This is a genomic window from Bradyrhizobium sp. HKCCYLS3077, assembly GCF_051167555.1.
Classification (GTDB): Bacteria; Pseudomonadota; Alphaproteobacteria; order Rhizobiales; family Xanthobacteraceae; genus Bradyrhizobium.
Genome location: NZ_JBNPTH010000005.1, coordinates 74,016 through 94,856 on the forward strand (window position 1 = coordinate 74,016; position 20,841 = coordinate 94,856).

At 67.0% G+C, this 20,841-nt stretch carries 19 protein-coding genes; 13 read left to right on the plus strand and 6 right to left on the minus strand.

Annotated elements, in window-relative coordinates; all coding sequences use genetic code 11:
* Window positions 1-78 precede the first annotated feature (78 nt).
* Window positions 79-519, minus strand: coding sequence for a hypothetical protein (locus ACQR0Z_RS20800; protein WP_434919836.1), 441 nt, complete (start codon window positions 517-519; stop codon window positions 79-81).
* A 90-nt stretch (window positions 520-609) separates the two neighbouring features.
* On the opposite strand from ACQR0Z_RS20800, the gene ACQR0Z_RS20805 reads away from it, so the two are divergent.
* The 4 genes from ACQR0Z_RS20805 (at window position 610) to blaOXA (ending at window position 4,250) form a co-directional block, all read left to right on the plus strand.
* On the plus strand, window positions 610-1,392 hold the full coding sequence (locus ACQR0Z_RS20805) for an ATP12 family chaperone protein (RefSeq protein WP_434919837.1): 783 nt from the start codon (window positions 610-612) through the stop codon (window positions 1,390-1,392).
* A gap of 62 nt (window positions 1,393-1,454) precedes the next feature.
* A complete protein-coding gene (locus tag ACQR0Z_RS20810; RefSeq protein WP_434919838.1) occupies window positions 1,455-3,068 on the plus strand; it encodes a flagellar hook-length control protein FliK in 1,614 nt (537 codons plus the stop codon).
* Window positions 3,065-3,349, plus strand: a complete 285-nt coding sequence (locus ACQR0Z_RS20815; protein WP_434858723.1) for an EscU/YscU/HrcU family type III secretion system export apparatus switch protein — start codon at window positions 3,065-3,067, stop codon at window positions 3,347-3,349. Before ACQR0Z_RS20810 ends, ACQR0Z_RS20815 begins: the two co-directional genes overlap by 4 nt.
* A gap of 82 nt (window positions 3,350-3,431) precedes the next feature.
* Window positions 3,432-4,250: an OXA-1091 family oxacillin-hydrolyzing class D beta-lactamase gene (gene blaOXA, locus ACQR0Z_RS20820; RefSeq protein WP_434919839.1), complete on the plus strand. Its 819-nt coding sequence runs from the start codon at window positions 3,432-3,434 to the stop codon at window positions 4,248-4,250.
* A 290-nt stretch (window positions 4,251-4,540) separates the two neighbouring features.
* On the opposite strand, the gene ACQR0Z_RS20825 is transcribed toward blaOXA, so the two are convergent.
* From ACQR0Z_RS20825 to ACQR0Z_RS20835, 3 genes are all read right to left on the minus strand, one after another.
* Window positions 4,541-5,026 (minus strand): hypothetical protein, encoded by a 486-nt coding sequence (locus tag ACQR0Z_RS20825; RefSeq protein ID WP_434919840.1) that lies wholly within the window; start codon window positions 5,024-5,026, stop codon window positions 4,541-4,543.
* A gap of 100 nt (window positions 5,027-5,126) precedes the next feature.
* Window positions 5,127-6,137 carry a dienelactone hydrolase family protein gene (locus ACQR0Z_RS20830; RefSeq protein ID WP_434919841.1) on the minus strand — a complete coding sequence of 337 codons (1,011 nt, stop codon included), beginning with the start codon at window positions 6,135-6,137 and terminating at the stop codon, window positions 5,127-5,129.
* 241 nt (window positions 6,138-6,378) lie between these two features.
* A complete protein-coding gene (locus ACQR0Z_RS20835; RefSeq protein ID WP_434878129.1) occupies window positions 6,379-7,980 on the minus strand; it encodes an alkaline phosphatase D family protein in 1,602 nt (533 codons plus the stop codon).
* A gap of 1,241 nt (window positions 7,981-9,221) precedes the next feature.
* Between ACQR0Z_RS20835 and ACQR0Z_RS20840 the strand changes: the two genes are divergently transcribed.
* The 7 genes from ACQR0Z_RS20840 to ACQR0Z_RS20870 all read left to right on the plus strand — a co-directional run bounded on the left by ACQR0Z_RS20840 (window position 9,222) and on the right by ACQR0Z_RS20870 (window position 17,671).
* Window positions 9,222-10,403: an efflux RND transporter periplasmic adaptor subunit gene (locus ACQR0Z_RS20840; protein WP_434858730.1), complete on the plus strand. Its 1,182-nt coding sequence runs from the start codon at window positions 9,222-9,224 to the stop codon at window positions 10,401-10,403.
* Window positions 10,404-10,433: 30 nt separating this feature from the next.
* Complete coding sequence (locus ACQR0Z_RS20845; RefSeq protein ID WP_434919842.1) at window positions 10,434-13,577, plus strand: multidrug efflux RND transporter permease subunit; 3,144 nt, start codon at window positions 10,434-10,436, stop codon at window positions 13,575-13,577.
* Between the two features lie 239 nt (window positions 13,578-13,816).
* Window positions 13,817-15,349, plus strand: a complete 1,533-nt coding sequence (locus ACQR0Z_RS20850) for an acyl-CoA carboxylase subunit beta (RefSeq protein ID WP_006613293.1) — start codon at window positions 13,817-13,819, stop codon at window positions 15,347-15,349.
* A gap of 229 nt (window positions 15,350-15,578) precedes the next feature.
* A complete protein-coding gene (locus ACQR0Z_RS20855; RefSeq protein WP_434919843.1) occupies window positions 15,579-16,031 on the plus strand; it encodes a hypothetical protein in 453 nt (150 codons plus the stop codon).
* A 175-nt stretch (window positions 16,032-16,206) separates the two neighbouring features.
* Entirely contained in the window at window positions 16,207-16,926 is a 720-nt protein-coding gene (locus tag ACQR0Z_RS20860; RefSeq protein ID WP_434919844.1) for an alpha/beta hydrolase, read from the plus strand.
* A 56-nt stretch (window positions 16,927-16,982) separates the two neighbouring features.
* On the plus strand, window positions 16,983-17,297 hold the full coding sequence (locus tag ACQR0Z_RS20865) for a hypothetical protein (RefSeq protein WP_434919845.1): 315 nt from the start codon (window positions 16,983-16,985) through the stop codon (window positions 17,295-17,297).
* 119 nt (window positions 17,298-17,416) lie between these two features.
* Window positions 17,417-17,671, plus strand: a complete 255-nt coding sequence (locus ACQR0Z_RS20870; protein WP_434919846.1) for a GCG_CRPN prefix-to-repeats domain-containing protein — start codon at window positions 17,417-17,419, stop codon at window positions 17,669-17,671.
* Window positions 17,672-17,732: 61 nt separating this feature from the next.
* On the opposite strand, the gene ACQR0Z_RS20875 is transcribed toward ACQR0Z_RS20870, so the two are convergent.
* Window positions 17,733-18,737 (minus strand): alpha/beta fold hydrolase, encoded by a 1,005-nt coding sequence (locus tag ACQR0Z_RS20875; protein WP_434919847.1) that lies wholly within the window; start codon window positions 18,735-18,737, stop codon window positions 17,733-17,735.
* Window positions 18,738-18,848: 111 nt separating this feature from the next.
* The gene (locus ACQR0Z_RS20880) at window positions 18,849-19,523 is read right to left on the minus strand and encodes an ArsR/SmtB family transcription factor (RefSeq protein ID WP_434858737.1); all 675 of its coding nucleotides are present in this window, start codon (window positions 19,521-19,523) and stop codon (window positions 18,849-18,851) included.
* A 99-nt stretch (window positions 19,524-19,622) separates the two neighbouring features.
* Between ACQR0Z_RS20880 and ACQR0Z_RS20885 the strand changes: the two genes are divergently transcribed.
* Together ACQR0Z_RS20885 and ACQR0Z_RS20890 are read left to right on the plus strand one after the other, a co-directional pair.
* Window positions 19,623-19,937, plus strand: a complete 315-nt coding sequence (locus ACQR0Z_RS20885) for an NIPSNAP family protein (RefSeq protein WP_434858738.1) — start codon at window positions 19,623-19,625, stop codon at window positions 19,935-19,937.
* A 45-nt stretch (window positions 19,938-19,982) separates the two neighbouring features.
* On the plus strand, window positions 19,983-20,798 hold the full coding sequence (locus ACQR0Z_RS20890; RefSeq protein ID WP_434878136.1) for an isocitrate lyase/PEP mutase family protein: 816 nt from the start codon (window positions 19,983-19,985) through the stop codon (window positions 20,796-20,798).
* The last annotated feature ends 43 nt before the right edge of the window (window positions 20,799-20,841 follow it).

The following is a 20,841-nucleotide window of genomic DNA, read 5'->3' on the forward strand; positions in this document are numbered from 1 at the left end:
AGCAATCCAGAGCCCCGCACACCACCCTGGATTGCTTCGCTACGCTCGCAATGACGAAGTGATGGGCGGCTCCGATGCTCACTTCCTGAACTGCTCCAAAAACAGCCGTAGCGAATCGTGCGGGGTCTCGACGTCGAGGATGACCCAGCCATCCGGTCCCTTGACCACGATGAAGTTGAGGCTCACGCGGCGTCCCTGGTTGTCGAAGCTGGCCGCGACGTAGGTCCTGTCGAACTGTTTGCGTAAAATCGAGATCGCCACCGGCCCGAGCTTCCAGCGCGGGCTTTGCACCAGGAAATCGTAGGGCTCGCGCCGCGGCGCGGTCCACGCCTTGGCAAGGCTCGGGTCGAAGAACTGCGCCGCCGCCTCGCTCGTGCGCGGCAAGCCGCTGGAGAATTCCGGCGCGCCCTGGCCATAGTGCGCATAGACGTTGCGCACCAGCGATTCCGGTGTGCGGAAGCCGGCGGCAGCCGTCACGGTGCTGCCGAGCAGGAGGAGGGCGGTGAGCAGGAGACGCATCGGCGGCTCGCATTTCGGTCGATCAGGCCTTATCTAGCGCGCAAACAACCGATCTGGTGTGATCTTCCCTGCAAGAGGGCCGGAATTCCGATGCGTGAGCTGTTTGACGAGGTGGTCGGCCAGGGCAAGCCCGATCCGCAGGAGGCGGCGCGGCAGGCGATGCGGGCGCCGCAGCGCAAGCGCTTCTACAAGGAGGCCGGCACGGCCGAGACCGAGGGCGGCTACCACGTCACGCTCGACGGACGACCGATCCGCACGCCCTCGGGCCGGGTTGTCATTGTGCCCGTCCACGAGCTTGCCGAGGCGGTCGCCGCGGAGTGGGGCGCACAGGCCGAGACCATCGATCCCGCGACGATGCCGCTGACCCGCTTCGCCAACAGCGTCGTTCAATCCGTGGTCGACCGCGTCGAGGACGTGCGCGAGGACATGGCCAGATACCTCCAGTCCGACCTGCTGTTCTACCGCGCCGGCCATCCCGAGGGGCTGGTGGAGCGCGAGGCCGCGCATTGGGACCCGGTGCTGGACTGGGCGCGGGATACGCTCGGCGCGCATTTCATCCTCTCCGAAGGCATCATGCATGTGACCCAGCCCGATGCCGCCGTGGCCGCCGCGCATCAGGCGCTGCCGACCGGCCCCTGGGCGGTGGCGGCGGCGCATGTCGTGACCACCGTGACCGGCTCGGCGCTGCTAGCGTTGGCGCTCGCCCACGGCGTCCGCGATGCCGGCCAGGTCTGGGCCGCCGCCAATGTCGACGAGGACTGGAACGTCGAGCAGTGGGGCGCCGACGAGGAGGCGATGAGCCGCCGCGCCGCCCGGGAGGTCGATTACCTCGCCGCCGTCCGCATCCTCGGGGCGGTCGATGCGACGGCCTGAGGCCGGTTAACGCCGGGTTTAGGGCGAACCGCTAGTCTGCCGCGCGTAACCCGAGTACGCGCATGGTCCAGAGTGTCACCCCGCCGCCATCAGTGAGCGCCGTCCGCGGCGTGGGAACCGCGGCGACCAGCGCACCCGCGACCGCGACGGCCGGGACGACCTTGCAGGCTGGTGCGCTGATCAGCGCCAGGGTGCAGCAGGTGCTCGCCGAAAACCTGGTCCAGGTCGCGATCGGAAACCTGTCCTTGGAACTCGCCACCGAGCTGCCGCTGCAGGCCGGCCAGTCGGTGCAGGTCGCAGTGTCACAGACCGCGCAGGGCCTGCAGCTCGCGATCGTCGGGCAGGGCACGGCGTCCGGCACCAGCGGCACCCCGACTCCCGCAGCCACCGTCGTCGACGTCACCGGCCGCCTCGCGCCGACCTTGGCCCCGCCACCGGACCCCTTGACCGGGCTGGAGCGGCTCGCGGTCTCGATCGCCAGCGAGGAGGCGGCGACCCGCCAGGGCAGCCAGGGCCAGTTGTTCGCCGATCTCCAGGCGGTCGCCGACTCGCCCAACCTGCCGCCCGCCTTGCGCGCCGCCGTCGCCCAGGTGCTCGCGCAGCAGACGCCGCTGACCGCGGCGCTGACGGCAGAGGACGTTCAGACCGCCGTCCAGAATTCCGGCCTGTTCCTCGAAACCTCGCTCGCCAAGGGCAGCATCGCATCGGCGCCGTCGGACCTGAAGGCCGCGTTGATCGTGCTGCGCCAGACCTTGGCGTCGGTGCTGCAGAGCGTCGATCCCGGTACGACCGCGTCGACGCCGCTGTCCGGCGCCTCCTACGCCTCCGTGCTGTCGGAGGCCGGGCGCGCCGCGGCCGCGCAACAGAACGCCGCGCCATCGCTGGTGCCGGACCTGGACATCGAGCTGCCGCCGCAGCCCTGGGCCGCCGCGATGGGACGGTCCGGCGCGGCGCTGCTCGAGAGCCTGACCGGCGCCAAGGCGCAGTCGCTCACCCCGGGCGCGGTGCTCGCCGTGCTGCAGGAAGCGCAGCAGCAGATTCCGCGCGCCGCCGGCCTCGTTCCCGGACGCAATGGCCGCGGCGAGGTCGTCGTCCGCACCAACACGCCGCCGCCGCCGTTCCGCGGCGGGGCTCCTGTGCCGCAGCATGTCGCCACGCCGACGCTCAATCAGGACTCGCCGCTGCCGGCAATCGCCCATCGCCTGCTCGACGAGACCGACCAGGCGCTGTCGCGCCAGACCCTGCTGCAGGTCGCCTCGCTGCCCGATCGTCCGGACGCATCGGCCCCGCGCAATGATCCCACGCTGCCGCGCTGGAATTTCGAGATTCCCTTCGCCACGCCGCAGGGCACGGCGATGGCGCAGTTCGAGATCTCGCGCGACGGCGGCACGCAGGCGCCGGATGCCGCCAAGCGCACCTGGCGTGCGCGCTTCTCGCTCGACGTCGAGCCGGCCGGTCCCGTGCATGCGCTGATCTCCTTCAACGCCGAGCGCACTTCGGTGCGTATGTGGGCCGAGCGTCCCGCGACCGCCGCGCGGCTGCGCGCCGGCCTCTCCGAGCTGAGCCAGGCGCTCAGCCGCGCCGAGCTCTCGCCCGGCGATCTCGTGGTGCAGGACGGCGCGCCGCCGGCCGTGATGCCGCCCAAGGCCGGCCATTTCCTGGATCGCGCGCTATGAGCATCGACGTGAAGGCCGCCAACAAGACCCAGCTCGCCGTCGCCCTGCATTACGAGAAGGGCCAGGGCGGCGCGCCCCGCGTCGTCGCCAAGGGCAAGGGCACGATCGGCGCCAAGATCATCGAGGTCGCCAAGGCGCACGACATCCCGATCGAGGAGAACGAGGTGCTCGCCGGCGCGCTCTCCAATGTCGAGCTCGGCGACGAGATTCCGGAAGAGCTCTACAAGGCCGTCGCCGAGGTGCTGGTGTTCGTGCTGAACCTGTCGCGGCCGGTGCGCTAGCGCCGCATTGTGATCTCCGTCGCGCTTCGATCGTCCTCGCCCTGTGATAGGGAGAGCCTGACCCCGACGGAGAGATGATGCGATGCCGATGATGAGCCGCCGCCATGCCCTGGGCCTGTTCGCCGGCGCCGGACTGTTGCCCGCGCGTGCCTTCGCCCATGTCGCGCCGCCGCGGAACGAGATCCGCGCATCGCTCGCGCAAAGCTTCGCCGATGTCGGCACCAAGGGCACGTTCTTCGCCTACAAGGTCGAGGAGTATCTGATCATCGCCAGCGACAAGGATCGCTCCGGCGAGGCGAAGCTGCCGGCCTCGACCTTCAAGATCGCCAACTCGCTGATCGCACTGGAGACCGGCGTGGTGGCCGATCCCGACAAGGACGTGTTCAAGTGGGACGGCGTCGTCAGGCCGATCGAGGCCTGGAACAAGGACCACACGCTCCGCAGCGCGATCGCGGTGTCCGCGGTGCCGGTCTACCAGGAGATTGCGCGCCGGATCGGGCCTGAGCGCATGCAGACCTATGTCGAGGAGCTCGACTATGGCAATCACGACATCGGCGGCGGCATCGATCAGTTCTGGCTCACCGGCGCATTGCGCATCGATCCGGTGGAGCAGGTCGACTTCATCGACCGCCTCCGGCGCGGCGCGCTGCCGGTGTCGAAGCGCAGCCAGGATCTGACGCGCGACATCATCCCGGTCACCAAGGTCGGCGACGCCGTCATTCACGCCAAGTCGGGATTGCTCGGCAAGGAGCAGGGCTCGCTCGGCTGGATGGTCGGCTGGGTCGACAAGGGCGATCAGCCGACAGTGTTCGCGCTCAACATGGACTGCCTCGAACAGCGCCACGTCGAGGCGCGCATGACCCTGACGCAGGCGTGTCTGAAGGACATCGGCGCGCTGTGATCTCGTTACGCTGTCGGTGGCAACCCACGCTCTCACCACGTCATTGCGAGGAGCGAAGCGACGAAGCAATCCAGAATCTCACCCCCAACTCTGGATTGCTTCGCTGCGCTCGCAATGACGTGGAGAGAGCGGCGCTTCGCAATGCAGAGGCGTAGGGTGGGCAAAGGCGCGAGGCAGGTTGTGAGTTGTGAGCGGCGGTGTCCCGCGCCGTGCCCACCATCTCGCGCGGAGCAAGGTCCGCGGTGGGCACGCGCCGCCTGACGGCTGCGCTTTGCCCACCCTACGCATCATCACCGCCGTGCGAGCTCGAGATCGACACCCTTGATGTCCGTACCCGCGGGCCGGATCGACACCGTCTGGCGTTTGCCGCTGGTGGTCAGCGCGAGCCCCGCGGAAAATGTCTGGCCGCGCGCCTGGGCCTCGATGCGGTTGCCGACGGCGCGGCCCTCGATCGTGCCGGAGGCGTTGTGGCTCGACTCGGTCCATTGTCCCGAGATCTCGCCGCCGCGATAGGCGACGTCGCTGGAGAGGTCGATGTTGTAGCTGTCGCTGGCGCAGCGGATGTTGAGCCGCAGCTGCTCGCCGGCGCCGCCGACGTCATAGGCCGCGCGGCAGCGCAGCCGCTCCTGGTTGCCGCCGGACAGGTTGATGACGCCGCCGCCGGTCCAGGCGCCCTCCAGCGCGCGGAATGGCGAGGCGGGCGCGCCATTGGCTGCGCCGCCCAGTGCGAGGGCGGTGAGCAAAGTGGGAATTGCAAGGCGTGAGGCGCGCATCATCGGGCTCCGTTTCATCGTCGAAAAGCGAGCGACAACGCCTGATCACCCGATACGTTCGATGCGTCACCTCAAAAATTGACCGGAATCGTTCTATTTCTGGTCACGACAGCTTGAACAGCGTCCGCAGGAAGTCGGTCACCGCCTGCCGCGCCGCCTCGGCGGTGGCCGGATTGCCGCCGACATGCGGATCAAACTCGACGCAGGCGTCCTGATAGGTGAAGGGCTGCTGCGTCTCCGCATTGATCAGCATGCCGCCGTCACCTTCGACGATCCGGCAGTTGCGCACGGTCTGCGCCTTGGGCGCGAGCGCCAGCATGTTGGCGCCGAGCAGGCCGAGATCGAAGCCATGCGGCGAGTCCGGATATTCGGTCAGCTCGACGTCGCGCCCGGCGGCCCTCAGCCGCTCGACGAAAGCCTTGCAGGTGCGCACCGGGTTGTAGTCATCAGGCCCGCCGTGAAAGATCCGGATCGGCCGCGCCACCAATTCGGTGTCGTCGCGATAGGTGGTGGAGCAATCCGGATAGAACGGGATGTAGGCGGCAAACTGCAATCCGGAGGTGTTCCAGCGCTTGTGGAAGCGCTGCAGGCTCGCATACAGCGCCGCCTGTCCGCCGCGCGAGAAGCCCATCAGCACGATGCGCTCGGGATCGACGCGCGGATGCTTCGCCAGCACATCGAGCGCATGATAGATGTCCACGATGAAATTGAGCCGGCCGAGCAGCGCCTGGTTGGTGCTGGTCGCGGTGATGCCGCGCCCGGTGAAGCCGTCGATCACGAAGGTCGAGATCCCCATCGCATTGAAGGTCCGGCTCCAGGCCGCGATGTTGCCGCCGACGCCGCCCGAGCCGTGCATCAGCACGACCACCGGCATCCGGCCGCTGCCCTGCGCCACGCGCAACTCGCCGGCCAAGGTGACCGGCTTCCCGCCCTCGTCGCCGGCAAGGAACTGCCGGTCGGACAAGGTGAGCGAAGGGATCGGATACATCTCGATCCGCGCCGGGAGGTCCTTGGTGATGCCTTGAGCGTGGGCCGCGCCGGTGATCGTGATGCCGAGTATCGCGAGCACCGCCGTCGTCGCGCGCCGCCAGCGCCGGGTGATGCATGGTGTCATGCATGTGAGACCGAAAGCCCCGCGTGCAGCAGACACCGCCGGTGCCAAACCGATGCGTCGCTCCATGACCGTCCTCCGCGCTCGGCACTTTTTCCGTAGCGTTGCATCGAAGTAGAACGAGACCGGGCGATGCTGTCAAACGCTGGCGAGAAGCGCGGACGCGTCGGCAGTGGAGAACGTGCTGTCCCAGACGCGCCTGGTGCGTTGCGACAAATCGTGGGTTCAGTCTGCTGCCGTCATTTCACGCGTCGACCAGCCCCGGCTTGCCCGCGAGCGTGACGAACGACCGCGCGGTCGACACCGTGCCGTCGGCGACGCTGATGCGGTCGACGACGCGGTAGTCGGCCTGCCAGCGGTTGGGCGTCACGACATGGCGGATGTAGCCGCGCTGGTTGCTGAAGAACTTCAGGTGCGGATTGTTGGCCATCAAGGTCGGCTCGTTGTCGTAGCGCGCGAAGCCGTCACCGTCGGACGAGATCGAGGTCGCCAGGAATTCCACGCCGACGCAGGGCGAGGCCGGGTTGCGCCAGTCCTGCTTGAGCTCGAGCGCGACGCCCTTGTGCAGATCACCGGTCAGCACCACCGTGTTGGTGATGCCGGCCTCGCGCAGCATCTGCATCACGCGGTCGCGCGCGGCGCTGGCGCCGTCCCATTTGTCGAGGCTGCGCAGCGGCGCGTCCGACGACGGCAGCCATGGGAACGAGCGCCAATCGAACGGGGCGAACATCACCTGCTGCGCCAGCACCTGCCAGGTCGCGCGGCTGCCGCGCAGGCCGTCGGCCAGCCAGCGCTCCTGCTGCGCGCCCATCATGGTGCGATCGGGCTCGCTGGCCTCCGCACAGTCCTTGATGCCGTCGCCGCAGGGCTGCTTCGAGCGGTATTGCCGCGTGTCGAGCACGGCGATGTCGGCGAGCCGGCCGAAGGCGAGGCGTCGATAGGCGAGAACGTCCGGCCCGCGCGGCAGCTGCGCCCGCCGCACCGGCATGTGCTCATACCAGGCCTGGAACGCGGCCGCGCGCCGGAACAGGAAGACCTCCGGCGGCGTATCGCGGCTGTCGCGGTCGCCGGCCCAGTTGTTCATCACCTCATGGTCGTCGAAGCTCGGCAGGAACGGGCACGAGGCGTGCGCGGCCTGCAGGTCGGGATCGGTCTTGTAGAGCGCATAGCGCTGCCGGTACTCAGGCAGCGTGTAGCAGGTGGCGAAGTTCTTCGGCATCGGGCGCGGCAGCGCCACGCCCTTGTGGTCGGCGGCATAGGGATGTTCGTAGATGTAGTCGCCGTAGTGGAAGACGAAGTCGAGCTGGTCCTGCGCGATCGCGCGCCACGCCGTGTAGTAGCCGCGATCCCATTCCTGGCAGCCTGCCGAAGCGAAGCGCATCTGCGCGACGTCGGCGCCGGCCGCGGGAAAGGTCCGCGCACGCCCGACCGGGCTCTCCGCCTCGGGCAGGCGGAACCGATAGTAGTAGTCGCGCCCGGGAGCGAGGCCCGCGACCTCGACATGCACGGAGTGCCCGAGCTCCATGCGGGCGATCGCAAGTCCGGACTGCACGATGTCCTTCATCCCCGCATCGCTGGCGACCTCCCAGCTCACCTCGCGGGGCAGTGCGATCATCCCGCCGCGCGGCTGCAGCGGCTCGGGCGCGAGCCGGGTCCAGATCACGAAGCCGTCGGGAGCGGGGTCACCGGAGGCGACGCCGAGCGTGAACGGGTTGGATTTCAGCGCCGGCGTCTGCGCCCGCGCGATGTGCGTGAGCGGCGCGCCGAGCGGCAGCAGGCCGGCCTGCAATGCCATGCGGAGCAATGTTCGCCGGTCGAGGCCGGAGCTGATCGGGAATCTGGGCATGGCGGCAGTCTAGCCGCCGGAGCCGCGCCTTGCATCAGGCTTCGCAAGGCCGTCTCCTCCTGGGCCTTGCCTGTCACGGAGTCATGACAGCAGATCGCAACGGTCTTGACGCCGTTGATATGTCACCTGCACGACGGGCAATCTCCGCATGGCGCGCATGTCCAAACCGCCCGTCGTGCCAGTTTGTCGCGCATGCATCCCTTGCCTCGTCGGGCAAATCACCCTCACAGTCTCGCGCATCCCGGCTCGCTGAAGAGGGACGTGTCGCGATCGTCACGAACGTCGAGCCGGAGATGCGATGGGCGCGTCGCTCTGCAGCCTGATGTCACAGTCGGGCCGACGAACGGAGTGAGGCGACGGCGAAGTGGTGTGGTCCTGGTCTCCCGACGCTGAGACCAAGCCGGTGGTGATGATCCGCTGGTGACGGGGGCAAGACAGCCGGTCCCCGGGGAGAGCACCTATAACCCGCAAAACCGTCGCGCAGGGAAGGCCGGATATTGGGCTGAACCTGTGGTTCTGCCGCGTGCTTATCTGCTGCACGCGGACCGCGGGTGTCAGTCGATACCCGGTCTTCCCTGCGCCTCTTCGTCCAGAGAAGAGGTTGGCCGAATGCAAAGCTCGGGTGCAAGTCGCCGCGGGATCGCTTCGTCATATCCGGTGTTTGACGCGTCCAGGCCAATACACATCCAGCGGATGATGTCATGCAGTGACATCAACGGAGTCGGTGTGATGACACCAGATGACGGCATCGTGAACGATCCGTTAGCAGCCCGACGAAAGCCTGAGAATATGCGCGCCGGGAGAGGCCAATCGGAGGCAAGGCGCCTCTCGACCGCGTCGGAGCGGGACTGATGAGCAGCGAACTCCGCGAAAAAATGTCGCGCAGTCTGCAGCGTCACTGATCCGTAACGGATATGCGGTCGTCTTATCGTGGCGGGCTCATGCGCTATCTCGTGGCCCGCGTCGAATGGGAGGACCGCGACAAAGTGCGCAGCCGCCGTCGATGTCCTCGGCGTCGTTGTCGCAGGCGGCGTTTTGTTCAGGAAAGAAGCTGGCCGGGAGCTAACAGGTCACCTATGTAACCGCCGCACGAAAGTTCGTCAGCTCGCGACCGTGGTATACGGCGCGCCAAGTTTGTGAGCGACGACCTGGGGCAGGGCGACCGGTCATTCTTCGATGATCGGACCGGCCCTGAATCGACCCGGGAATGATGCGCGCCGCGAAGTAATCAGATGGGCTTCATGTTGAAAGAGCAGTTGATCCGTTCTGCCGGTGCGATGGTCTGTGGCGCATCGCTCCTGACGCTTGCGGCGTGCAGTGACCGCAATGCCGCCTCAGCGCCGGGAACCGGTAATCCTCCGGAGGTTGGCGTCGTCAATGTCATCTCGGCGCCGGTGACCTTGACCAAGGACCTGCCGGGACGGATCACGTCGATGCGGATTGCGGAGGTGCGTCCACGCGTCAGCGGCATCGTCGTCGAGCGCAGCTTTCAGCAGGGCGCGATGGTCGAGGCGGGCGCCGTGCTCTACCGGATCGATCCGGCTCCGTTCGAGGTCGAGCTCGAGAAGGCGCGCGCCGCGCTCGCCAAGGCCGAGGCCGTGCTCTATCAGGCGGACCGGCAGGAAGATCGACTGAAGAATCTTTTGAAGGGCGAGGCGACCACGCAGGCGCAGTATGAGCTGGCCGTCGCGGCGGAGCGTCAGGCCCAGGCCGAGGTCGCCGCGCAGAAGGCCTCGGTGGCGCAGGCCCAGCTCAATCTCGACTGGGCCACGGTGCGGGCGCCGATCTCCGGCCGCATCGGACGTGCGCTGGTGACCGAGGGCGCGCTGGTCAATCCTAACGAGACGACACATCTTGCGACCATCCAGCAGCTCGATCCTGTGTATGCCGACTTCACGCAGTCCGTGGACGAGCTGAATCAGTTGCGGCGTGATCTCGCCGAAGGCCGGCTTAAGAGCGTGTCGCCGGAGGCGGCGCGGGTCCGTCTCGTGTTCGACGACGGCTCGACCTATAAGCATGCGGGACGGCTGCTGTTCTCCGATGTCAGCGTCGATCCGTCGACGGCCAAGGTCACCTTGCGCGGCGAGTTTCCGAACCCGGAGGGCGAGCTGCTGCCGGGCATGTATGTCCGCGTTCAGATCGAGGAGGCGATCGACACTGCGGGCATTGTCGTGCCGTCGCAGGCCGTGCAGCGGACGACGGCCGGCAACAGCGCCGTCTACGTCGTCAACAATGAGGGGCGGGCGAACCTGCAGCCGGTGCGGCTCGGGCGTTCGCTCAACGGCGGCATGCTGATCGAGGATGGTCTCAAGCCCGGCTGGAAAATCGTCGTCGACGGCTTCCAGAAGTTCGGGCCCGGCAGTGCGGTCACGCCGGTGCCGTGGAAGATGTCGGTCGCCGACAAGCCGTCCGCTGCGAAGTAAACGTGGCCCGCGGCCCGGAGAGCATCTGTCATGTCACCCTTTTTCATCGCACGTCCGATCTTTGCCTGGGTCGTGGCGATCTTCATCTGTCTCGGCGGCATCCTGTCGATTCCGTTCCTGCCGGTCGCGCAATATCCGATCATCGCGCCGCCTTCGATCTCGATCTCGACCGCCTATCCGGGCGCGTCGACCGAGAACCTTTATTACAGCGTCACGCGCTTGATCGAGGAGGAGCTCAACGGCGCCGCCGGCATCCTGAACTACGAATCGACCAGCGACACCACGGGCGAAGTCGAGATCATCGCCCAGTTCAAGCCGGGCACCGATATCGAGCTCGCCGCGGTCGACGTGCAGAACCGTATCAAGCGCATCGAGCCGCGTTTGCCTGAGGCCGTGCGCAAGCAGGGCATCGTCATTCTTGAGGCCTCGAGCGCCATCCTGCAGTTCGTCACGCTGACCTCCACCGATGGCAGCCTCGACGAAATCGGTCTCGGCGACGTGGCCACCCGCTACGTGCTGCCGGAGCTGCGGCGCCTGCCGGGCGTCGGCCGCGCCCGTCTGTTCGCCACAGAGCGCGCGATGCGCATCTGGCTCGATCCCGACAAGCTGCTCGGTCTGGGCCTCACCGCGCAGGACGTCGATGCCGCGATCGCGGCGCAGAACGCGCAGGTCGCCTCCGGCATTCTCGGCGTGCCGCCGTCGCCCAGGGCCCAGCGCACGCAGAACACCGTGCTGGTGAAGGGGCAGCTCGAATCGCCGGAAGAGTTCGGCAACATCGTGCTGCGCGCCAATCTCAATGGCTCCGCCGTCAAGCTGTCCGACGTCGCCAAGATCGAGGTGGGCGGCCTGACCTACGCCTTCTCGTCCTGGCTCGACGGCAAGCCGGCTGCCGCAGTCGCGGTACAATTGGCACCGACCGGCAACGCGCTCGCCACGGCGACGGCGGTGAAGACCCGCATGGCCGAGCTCGCCGCGTTCTTCCCGCCGGGCGTCAAATACGAGGTCTCCTACGACATCACCCCGGTCATCGCCGCCTCCGTCAAGAAGGTGCTGATGACCCTGGGCGAGGCGGTGATCCTCGTCTTCCTGGTGATGTTCCTGTTCCTGCAGAACATCCGCTACACGCTGATTCCGACCATCGTGGTGCCGATCGCGCTGCTCGGCACCTGTGCGGTGCTGCTCAGCCTCGGCTTCTCCATCAACGTGCTGACGATGTTCGGCATGGTGCTCGCGATCGGCATCCTGGTCGACGACGCCATCGTCGTCGTCGAGAACGTCGAGCGCATCATGGCGGAGGAGGGGCTGTCGCCCCGCGAGGCCACCGTCAAGGCGATGGAGCAGATCACCGGTGCGGTCATCGGCATCACGCTGGTGCTTATGGCGGTGTTCGTGCCGATGGCCTTCTTCCCGGGCTCGGTCGGCATCATGTATCAGCAGTTCTCTGCGTCGATGGTGGTGTCGATCGGCTTCTCGGCCTTCCTCGCGCTGTCCTTGACGCCGGCGCTGTGCGCAACCCTGCTCAAGCCGATCGAGAAGGGCCACGGCCATGCCAAGCGCGGCTTCTTCGGCTGGTTCAACCGCTGGTTCGGCCGGGTGACGGAGCGCTACACCGGCGCGACGCGCTGGGTCGTCGCCCGCGGCGGCCGGTTCATGATCATCTACGTCCTGCTGCTCGCGGGCCTCGGCTATTCGCTGTGGCGCCTGCCGGGCGGCTTCCTGCCGGTCGACGACCAGGGCTTCGTGATGGTCGACGTGCTGACGCCGGCCGACGCCAGCACCAACCGCACGCTCGATGTGGTGCAGACGGTGGAGAAGAAGCTCGCGGAGACGCCCGGCATCGACACGGTGTCCTTCATCGCCGGCTTCAGCTTCTACGGCCAGGGCTCGAACACGGCGCAGGCCTTCGTGACGCTGAAGGACTGGTCGGAGCGCGGCCGCAACGAGAGCGCGGACGCGCTGATCGCGCGTCTCAATCCGGAGCTCGCCAAGATCCGGGACGCCGAGGTCTCAGTGCTGGCGCCGCCGCCGATCGACAACCTCGGCAACACGTCGGGCTTCAGCTTCCGTCTGCAGGACCGTTCGCAGCGCGGCTATGACGCGCTGATGGCGGCGAAGGACCAGCTGTTCAAGGCCGCCGCGGAATCGCCCGTGCTCGGCAAGCTCAGCGTCGAAGGCCTGCCGCCGGCGCCGCTGGTGCGGCTCGAGATCGACCGCGCCAAGGCGGCCGCGCTCGGCGTGACCTTCGCCGCGATCAACGGCGCGCTGTCGACCAGCCTCGGCTCGAACTACATCAACGACTTCCCGAATCTCGGGCGCATGCAGCGCGTCGTCGTCCAGGCCGACGAGGACAAGCGCACCAAGCCCGATCATCTGCTGACCTACAGCGTCCGCAACAATGCCGGCGAGATGGTGCCGTTCTCGTCGTTCGCGCGCATCGCCTGGTCGGTCGGTCCGACCCAGGTCGTCGGCTTCGACGGCTATCCGTCGGTGCGCATCACCGGCAATCCGAAGCCCGGCTACACCTCGGGCGACGCGATCGCCGAGATGGAGCGGCTGATGGGCACCTTGCCCAAGGGCTTCGGCTACGCCTGGACCGGCCAGTCCTTGCAGGAGAAGCTCGCGGGATCGCAGGCGGTGTTCCTGCTCGGCCTGTCGATCCTGTTCGTGTTCCTGTGTCTCGCCGCGCTGTATGAGAGCTGGGCGATCCCGTTCGCCGTCATGCTCGCGGTGCCGCTCGGCCTGATCGGCTCGGTCGCCGCCGCCTGGCTGCGCGGGCTGCCCAACGACGTCTATTTCACGGTGGGCGTCATCACCATCATCGGCCTGTCGGCCAAGAACGCGATTCTCATCATCGAGTTTGCCAAGGACCTCCGGGCCCGCGGCACGCCGCTGATCGAGGCGACGGTGACCGCCTGCGAGCTCCGCTTCCGGCCGATCATCATGACGTCGCTGGCCTTCATCCTCGGCGTCGTGCCGCTGGTGATCGCGACCGGCGCGAGCGGCGCCAGCCAGCAGGCGCTCGGCACCGGCGTGCTCGGCGGCATGATCACGGCGACCTTCCTCGCCGTGTTCTGGGTGCCGGTGTTCTTCGTGATGGTGATCCGGTTCTTCACCCGCGGCAAGGAGACGGTCCTCGCCGGAGCCAAGGAGGAGGTGCCGTCGGCGGCCCATTGAGTCTGATTGGGCGGCCCCGGGTCCGCAGGGCGGATCCGGGCCGCTCGCACGAGAGGAGGGCGCCGGAGGTGGCCGAGATCGGCGATCCCGCGTCCTGCCGGCGGCCATAGCCCTGATTCTGCTTCTAATTCCGAACTGTGGGATGAGGGGCAGCCCTGCCGAAAGCCGCTTTTCGCCGCCGAAACAGCCGTGTTAGAAGGCCGCCAACGGTCACGATATCGGGAACGGGCGGGAAGCGCATGAAGGACATCCTGGACACCCTCGAGGAGCGGCGCAAAGGCGCCAAGCTCGGCGGCGGCGAGAAGCGTATCGAGGCGCAGCATGCCCGCGGCAAGCTGACGGCCCGCGAGCGCATCGAGCTGCTGCTCGACAAGGGCTCGTTCGAGGAGTTCGACATGTTCGTCGAGCACCGCTCGACCGAGTTCGGGATGGAAAAGAACAAGATCCCCGGCGACGGCGTCGTCACCGGCTGGGGCACCGTCAACGGCCGCAAGACCTTCGTCTTCGCCAAGGATTTCACCGTGTTCGGCGGCTCGCTGTCCGAGACCCACGCGCTGAAGATCACCAAGCTGCAGGACATGGCGATGAAGGCGCGCGCGCCGATCATCGGGCTTTATGATGCCGGCGGCGCGCGCATCCAGGAGGGCGTCGCGGCGCTCGCGGGCTATTCCTACGTCTTCCGCCGCAACGTGCTGGCCTCCGGCGTCATCCCGCAGATCTCCGTGATCATGGGCCCCTGCGCCGGCGGCGACGTCTATTCGCCGGCCATGACCGACTTCATCTTCATGGTGAAGAACACCAGCTACATGTTCGTCACCGGTCCGGACGTCGTGAAGACGGTGACCAACGAGGTGGTGACGGCCGAAGAGCTCGGCGGCGCCTCGGTGCATGCGACGCGCTCCTCCATTGCCGACGGCGCGTTCGACAACGACGTCGAGACGCTGTTGCAGATGCGCCGGCTGATCGACTTCCTGCCGTCCAACAACAGCGATGGCGTGCCGGAATGGCCGAGCTTCGACGACATCGAGCGGGTCGACATGTCGCTCGACACCTTGATCCCGGACAATCCGAACAAGCCCTACGACATGAAGGAGCTGATCCTGAAGGTCGTGGACGAGGGCGACTTCTTCGAGATCGCGGACCTCTTTGCCAAGAACATCGTCACCGGCTTCGGCCGCATCGCTGGGCGCACCGTCGGCTTCGTCGCCAACCAGCCGATGGTGCTGGCCGGCGTGCTCGACAGCGACGCGTCGCGCAAGGCCGCGCGCTTCGTCCGCTTCTGCGACGCCTTCAACATTCCGATCGTCACCTTCGTCGACGTGCCCGGCTTCCTGCCGGGCACCGCGCAGGAATATGGCGGCTTGATCAAGCACGGCGCGAAGCTGCTGTTCGCTTATTCGCAATGCACGGTGCCGCTGGTCACCGTGATCACCCGCAAGGCCTATGGCGGCGCCTTCGACGTCATGGCCTCGAAGGAGATCGGCGCCGACATGAACTACGCTTGGCCGACGGCGCAGATCGCGGTGATGGGCGCCAAGGGCGCCGTCGAGATCATCTTCCGTGCCGACATGGCGGACCCGGAGAAGATCGCCGCCCGCACCAAGGAATACGAGGACCGCTTCCTGTCGCCGTTCATCGCCGCCGAGCGCGGCTATATCGACGACGTGATCATGCCGCACTCCACCCGCCGCCGCATCGCGCGGGCGCTCGCGATGCTCCGCGACAAGAAGATGGAGATGCCAGCGAAGAAGCACGACAATCTGCCGCTGTGAAGCGGGGGAATGGGGGGCGGAGGAGGTCCCCGATTTGAAGTCTCACGAAATCGAAGGGCGCGGCAGCTTTCCCGCTGCTGTGCTCGGCGCGGCAATCTGGCGCCACCTCCGGCCCTGGCGTTAAGCCTATGTCTTAACTAACCTTTAATGATGGGTTTGCGGGAACTGGGCCGCTGGCCTAGCTTTGATGGTCAAGGCAGGCGAGTGCGTAGAGTAGAGGTCGCGTATCATGGCTGATAGAACATCGGCGTTTTCTTATCGGGTTTGGGTTGCCTGCGCAGGGGCCGCCGCGCTGATGCTGTCGTCGCAGGCCGCTTCGGCCGGCTCGGGCGCTGCGGTGGCGGCGCCGGTCGCCGCTGCGCCCGCTGCACCTGGCCACGTCGCGCCGCCGGTGACCATCGTCCGTCCGCACCACCGCGGTTATCGGCCCTATTTGCCGGCGACCGGCGCGTTTGCGTATGGCGGGACCGGCGAGCCGGTGATCCAGCAGATCCCCGAGCGCACCTCGGCGGACGTGCGTTACACATATACCTACGACGTGCCGTGGGACTGGGCGCACCGCTATCCGCCGAACGTCGTGCCGTCCGACCGGCCCTATGTGTCGAGCTGTCCGATGCAGACGGTGACGGTGCCGGGACGCCGCGGCGGCGACCACAGCGTCACGATTATGCGCTGCTATTGACGGCTTGAGCCAGCTCAATGCGGTCCGCGTGAGCGCAGCCTAGACATCAACGAATACCGACCGGCTTCGCTCGCGCGAGGTCGCGAGGTGACGAGGCCCGGACTCCTAGGCACTCCGGGCCTCGTTGTCTTTCTGCTAGTCTTCCGCCCGCCTGAGTCGGCGCGGGGAGGCTGCGATGATCGGACTGACGACTAAGTCGTGTCGCGTGATCGTGCGGAGCTGTCTGGCGCTGGTGCTCTTTGTTACGGCGGCTGAAGCGGCCCGTGCCGACGAGACCGCAACGGTTGGCGGCTCGCGTGTGGCGCTGATCAGGCCGAAGGCCGTGCGCGTCAGCGTGATCCTGCTGCCCGGCGGCGACGGCGCCATCAATGTCGGCGACCACGGCGACATCCACGGCCTTCTCGGCAATCAGTTGGTGCGAACGCGCAACGCCTATGCGTCCCGCGGGCTCGCGGTGATGATCGCCGACGCCAATACCGACCTCAAGGCGGCCGTCGACTATATGGCCGCGATCAAGCGCCCGGTGACGGTGATCGGCACCAGCCGCGGCACCTTGCGCGCCGCCGAGGGGATCGCGCGCGGTGCGCGGCCGGATGCGCTGGTGCTCACCTCCGGTTTTCTCAGCCCGGAGTCTGGCAGTTCGTCGAACGTGATGTCGATCCTCGGCTCGCCCGCGGCGCTGCCGCGCACGCTCGTCATCCATCACACCAATGATGCCTGCAAGGTCACGCTGCCGGCCGGCGTCGAGCCCTTCATCAGATGGTCCGGCGGCCGCGCCCGCGTCAAATGGCTGTCGGGCGGCGCGGAAGAGGGCGATCCGTGCCAGGCCCGTGGACATCACGGCTTCAACGGGCTCGATGGACAGGTGGTGTCGCTGGCCGCAGGATTTCGCTGAGCCTTCGATCGCTGGTAGGCTGCGGCGCCAAGACCAATAACAACCCGGAGGAACCCATGCCCGCAGCCATCTTCGTCGTCCGCGCCACCGTGCCCGATCCGGCCAGGCGCGAGGCGTTCGACCGCTGGTATCGCGACGTCCATCTGCCCGACGCGATCAAGAGCTTTGGCGTCAGCAAGGCGTGGCGCGTCTGGAGCCTCACGGATCCCGCCGTGCATCAGGCGATGTATCAGTTCGACGACGCCGTCGCGATCGAGCGGGCGGTGGGCGGCGGCGAGATGAAGCGGCTGATCGCTGATTTCAATCGCGACTGGCCCGACGTCACGCGCACGCGCGAGAGTTTCGTGCTCGCGCAAACTGTCGGGGCCTGAGCCGCAGTCGGCGGCCCTTGCACCGGCATCATTCCTGGCGATGCCTGAACGTTTCAGCTCGCCCTGAGACTACTCCAGGGAACGCCGCATCGCGGCGTCTTGAGGGAGGGAATGGTGCGATGAAGATTCTAGCCGCTTCCGCGATCGTGATCGGGCTTGGCCTGTTCGGTGTGTCGGCTGCTCAGGCAGTCCCGCTCGCGCCGGTGTCGCCAGCCCTGCTGCAGGGCCCGTCCGGCCTGGAGATCATCCAGGTGGCGCAGGGGTGCGGGCCCGGTTTCCACCGCGGACCACGCGGCGCATGCCGGCCGCTCTACAATTGTCCCCCGGGCTGGCACACCGGCCCTTATGGCAAGCGCTGCTTCCGCAACTGGTGAGCCCGGCGCCGCGGCAGGGACGCGGCCTCGCCGGTGTCCCTTCCGCGTGTGATCGCCTGGGCTATTTGCCGAGAAACTCCAGCAGCAACGCGTCGTACTTCGCGGGCGCATCCAGAAACACGAGGTGGCCGGCATTTGCGATCACCTCGGCCCGGGCGTCGCGCATCTGACTTGCGAGGGTTTTGGCAAGCTCCGCATTCTGTCCCATCTTGGCGCGCAGCGCCTCCGGCGCATTCGGCCGTCCTGGCGCGTTGTGATCATCGGCGCCCATGATGAACAGCGTCGGCTGTGTGAGCAGCGGAATTTCGTGCACGACCGGCTCACGATAGATCATCTGATAGGAGCTGACGAAGCTCTTCAGCCAGCGAGAATAATCCGCGCTGTCCTTCAGATTGAACCGTGCGTCGATGAACGGCGTGACCTGATCGGGCGGCAGCTTGAGTGCGTAGTTGGTTTCGAGCTGCTTGCGGTAACCCTCGGCGGTGAGGCGATCCTCGTTCGCCATGATGGTCTCGGAGGCGATCGGCGGAACGTACATGCGATAATCCTCCAGGCCGATCGGCGCGGTCAGCACGAGATGCGTGACGCGGTCGGGATAGGCGCGGGCGATGCGCACCGCGAGCATGACGCCCATCGAATGCGCAACGACCTCGGCCTTGCTAATCCCGAGGTGATCGAGCAGCGCGATGGTGTTGCGCGCCAGCGTATCGAAATGCAGCTCGCCCGTGGGCTTGGACGATTTGCCGAAGCCGACCTGATCCGGCACCACGACGCGGAAGCCGGCGCCGGTCAGCGTCTTGATGACCGGTGCCCAGTAGCTCGAGGGGAAGTTGCGGCCATGCAGCAGCAGAACGGTCCGGCCGTTCGGCTGCGCCGGCGCCACGTCCATATAGGCCATGCGCAGTTGCTCGCCGTCGTTCACCAGGGGCAGCAGGCTGACCGGGTAGGGATAGGGGAAGCCTTCGAGATTGATGCCATAGGGTTCGCGCGCGGTCTGAGCGGCCGGGGCCATGGTGGGCGCGACTGCGAGCAGGGCGGCGAAAAGTGCGACGGCGAAGCGAGACATTGAAACTCCAGGACGGACACGACGACATCGTCGTCAACCGTCCTGCGGTGACCCGCGTTCGCTCGGGACGCAAGCCCGCTCCGCTCGCAAGCGATAAACAGCGCGTGATGCTCAGCCGTCAGCCGGCCCGAACAGCGCCGCGAAATGCCTTTCGCCGGCACGGCTGAAGTTGACGACCCGGCTACCCGGCGTCGTATCGCGCGCGGCCCATTTCAATTCGGTGAAACGCTTCATCAAGGCTGCGCCAAGCGTTCCGGCCAGATGGTGACGCCGCGCGCTCCAGTCGAGACAGGCCTTGCACACGGGGCGGCGCGGGTGCGCCAGCATCTCCGGCGAGATCCGCAGATGCCGCGCCAGGAACTGCTCGCCGTCCTCGGTCAGCACGATCTCCTGCTTGCGCCGGCGCACCAGCCGCTGCCGCACCATGCTGTCGAGCATCTGCACGCCGAGGTCGCCGGCCAGATGGTCGTAGCAGATGCGTGCGCGGCGCAGCTCCGGCTCTTTTGGCCCGGTGCGCACGCGCATGTGACCGGCTCGGGCCGCAAGCCCGGCGAGCTTTTCCAGGACGTCGGCGACATCGGGATCGGCGAGCCGGTAGTAGCGATGGCGGCCCTGCTTCTCCGGCTCGACCAGCCCGCCGCCCTCGAGCTTGGCGAGATGCGAGCTCGCGGTCTGCGGCGTCACGCCCGCCTCCTGCGCGAGCTCGGTGGCGGTCAGCGCGCGGCCCGAGAGCAGGGCGGTCAGCATGTTCGCGCGGGCGGGGTCTCCGACCAGCGCTGCAACCATCGCGATATCAGGGCCTGATTTCATACTTCGATGCTAGGCGAAGCATTGCCGCCGGGCAAGCGGATAGTGTCGGTTGTGTCAAACATACTCGAGGTTGTCATGACAATCACTGTCTTCATCCGCTATCGCATCGATCCGTTCAAGCGCGACGTGTTCGAGCACTATGCGCAACGCTGGCTCTCGATCATTCCGCGCTGCGGCGGCGATCTGATCGGCTATTTCATGCCGCATGAAGGGACTAACGACGTCGCCTACGGCCTGATTTCCTTCGACAGTCTGGCCGCTTACGAGCGCTATCGCGCGACCTTGCGCAATGATGCGGAGGGCCGGGCGAATTTCGCGCTCGCGGAGGAGCACAAGCTCATTCTTGGCGAAGAACGAACATTTCTGCGCAATGTCGTAGCCGTGCGATGAGAGCGGTATTATGCTGGTGCAACCAAAAAGAGTTGGGAGGATGACATGACGGTCACCACGGCAGACAAGCGCGCCGCCTTTCGCAGGCTTCATGAGTCCGGCTGCTTCGTGCTGCCGAATCCGTTCGACGTCGGCACCGCGAAGATGCTGCAGCATCTCGGCTTCAAGGCGATCGCCTCGAGCAGCGCCGGCTTCGCCTGGTCGATCGGCAAGGCCGACACCCACACGGCGTTGGACGAGATGCTGGCGCATCTCGCCGCGCTGTCGGCGGCGGTCGACATTCCCGTCAATGCCGATTTCGAGGGTGGCTTCGCCGAGGCGCCGGAGGGTGTGGCGGCCAATGTCGCGCGCGCGGTCGCGACCGGCGTCGCTGGTCTATCGATCGAGGATTCCACGGGCGACAAGGACCATCCGCTGTATGATCGCGAGTTGGCGGTGGCGCGCATCCGCGCCGCGCGAGGAGCCATCGATGCCAACGGCGGCGACGTGCTGCTGACCGGCCGCTGCGAGGCGTTTCTCTGGGGCAAGCCCGACCTCGGCCTCGTCATCGATCGACTCTCGGCTTACGCCGAGGCTGGCGCGGATTGTCTCTATGCACCGGGGATCAAGACAGTCGAGGAGATTGCCGCCGTCGTCAAAGCGGTCGCGCCGAAGCCGGTCAACCTGCTGATCGGGGCGTCCGGTCTGTCGCTGAGTCAGGCCGCCGACCTCGGCGTGCGCCGTATCAGCGTCGGTGGTTCACTGGCGCGGATGGCCTGGGCCGGCTTCATGCGCGCAGCCAAGGAGATGGCCGAGCAGGGCACCTTCACCGAATTGGCCAACGGCTATCCCGGGGGCGAGTTGAACAAGATCTTCGGTTGAGATCAGGCTGCACATGAGAGAAGCCGCGGCCCGGGCCGCGGCT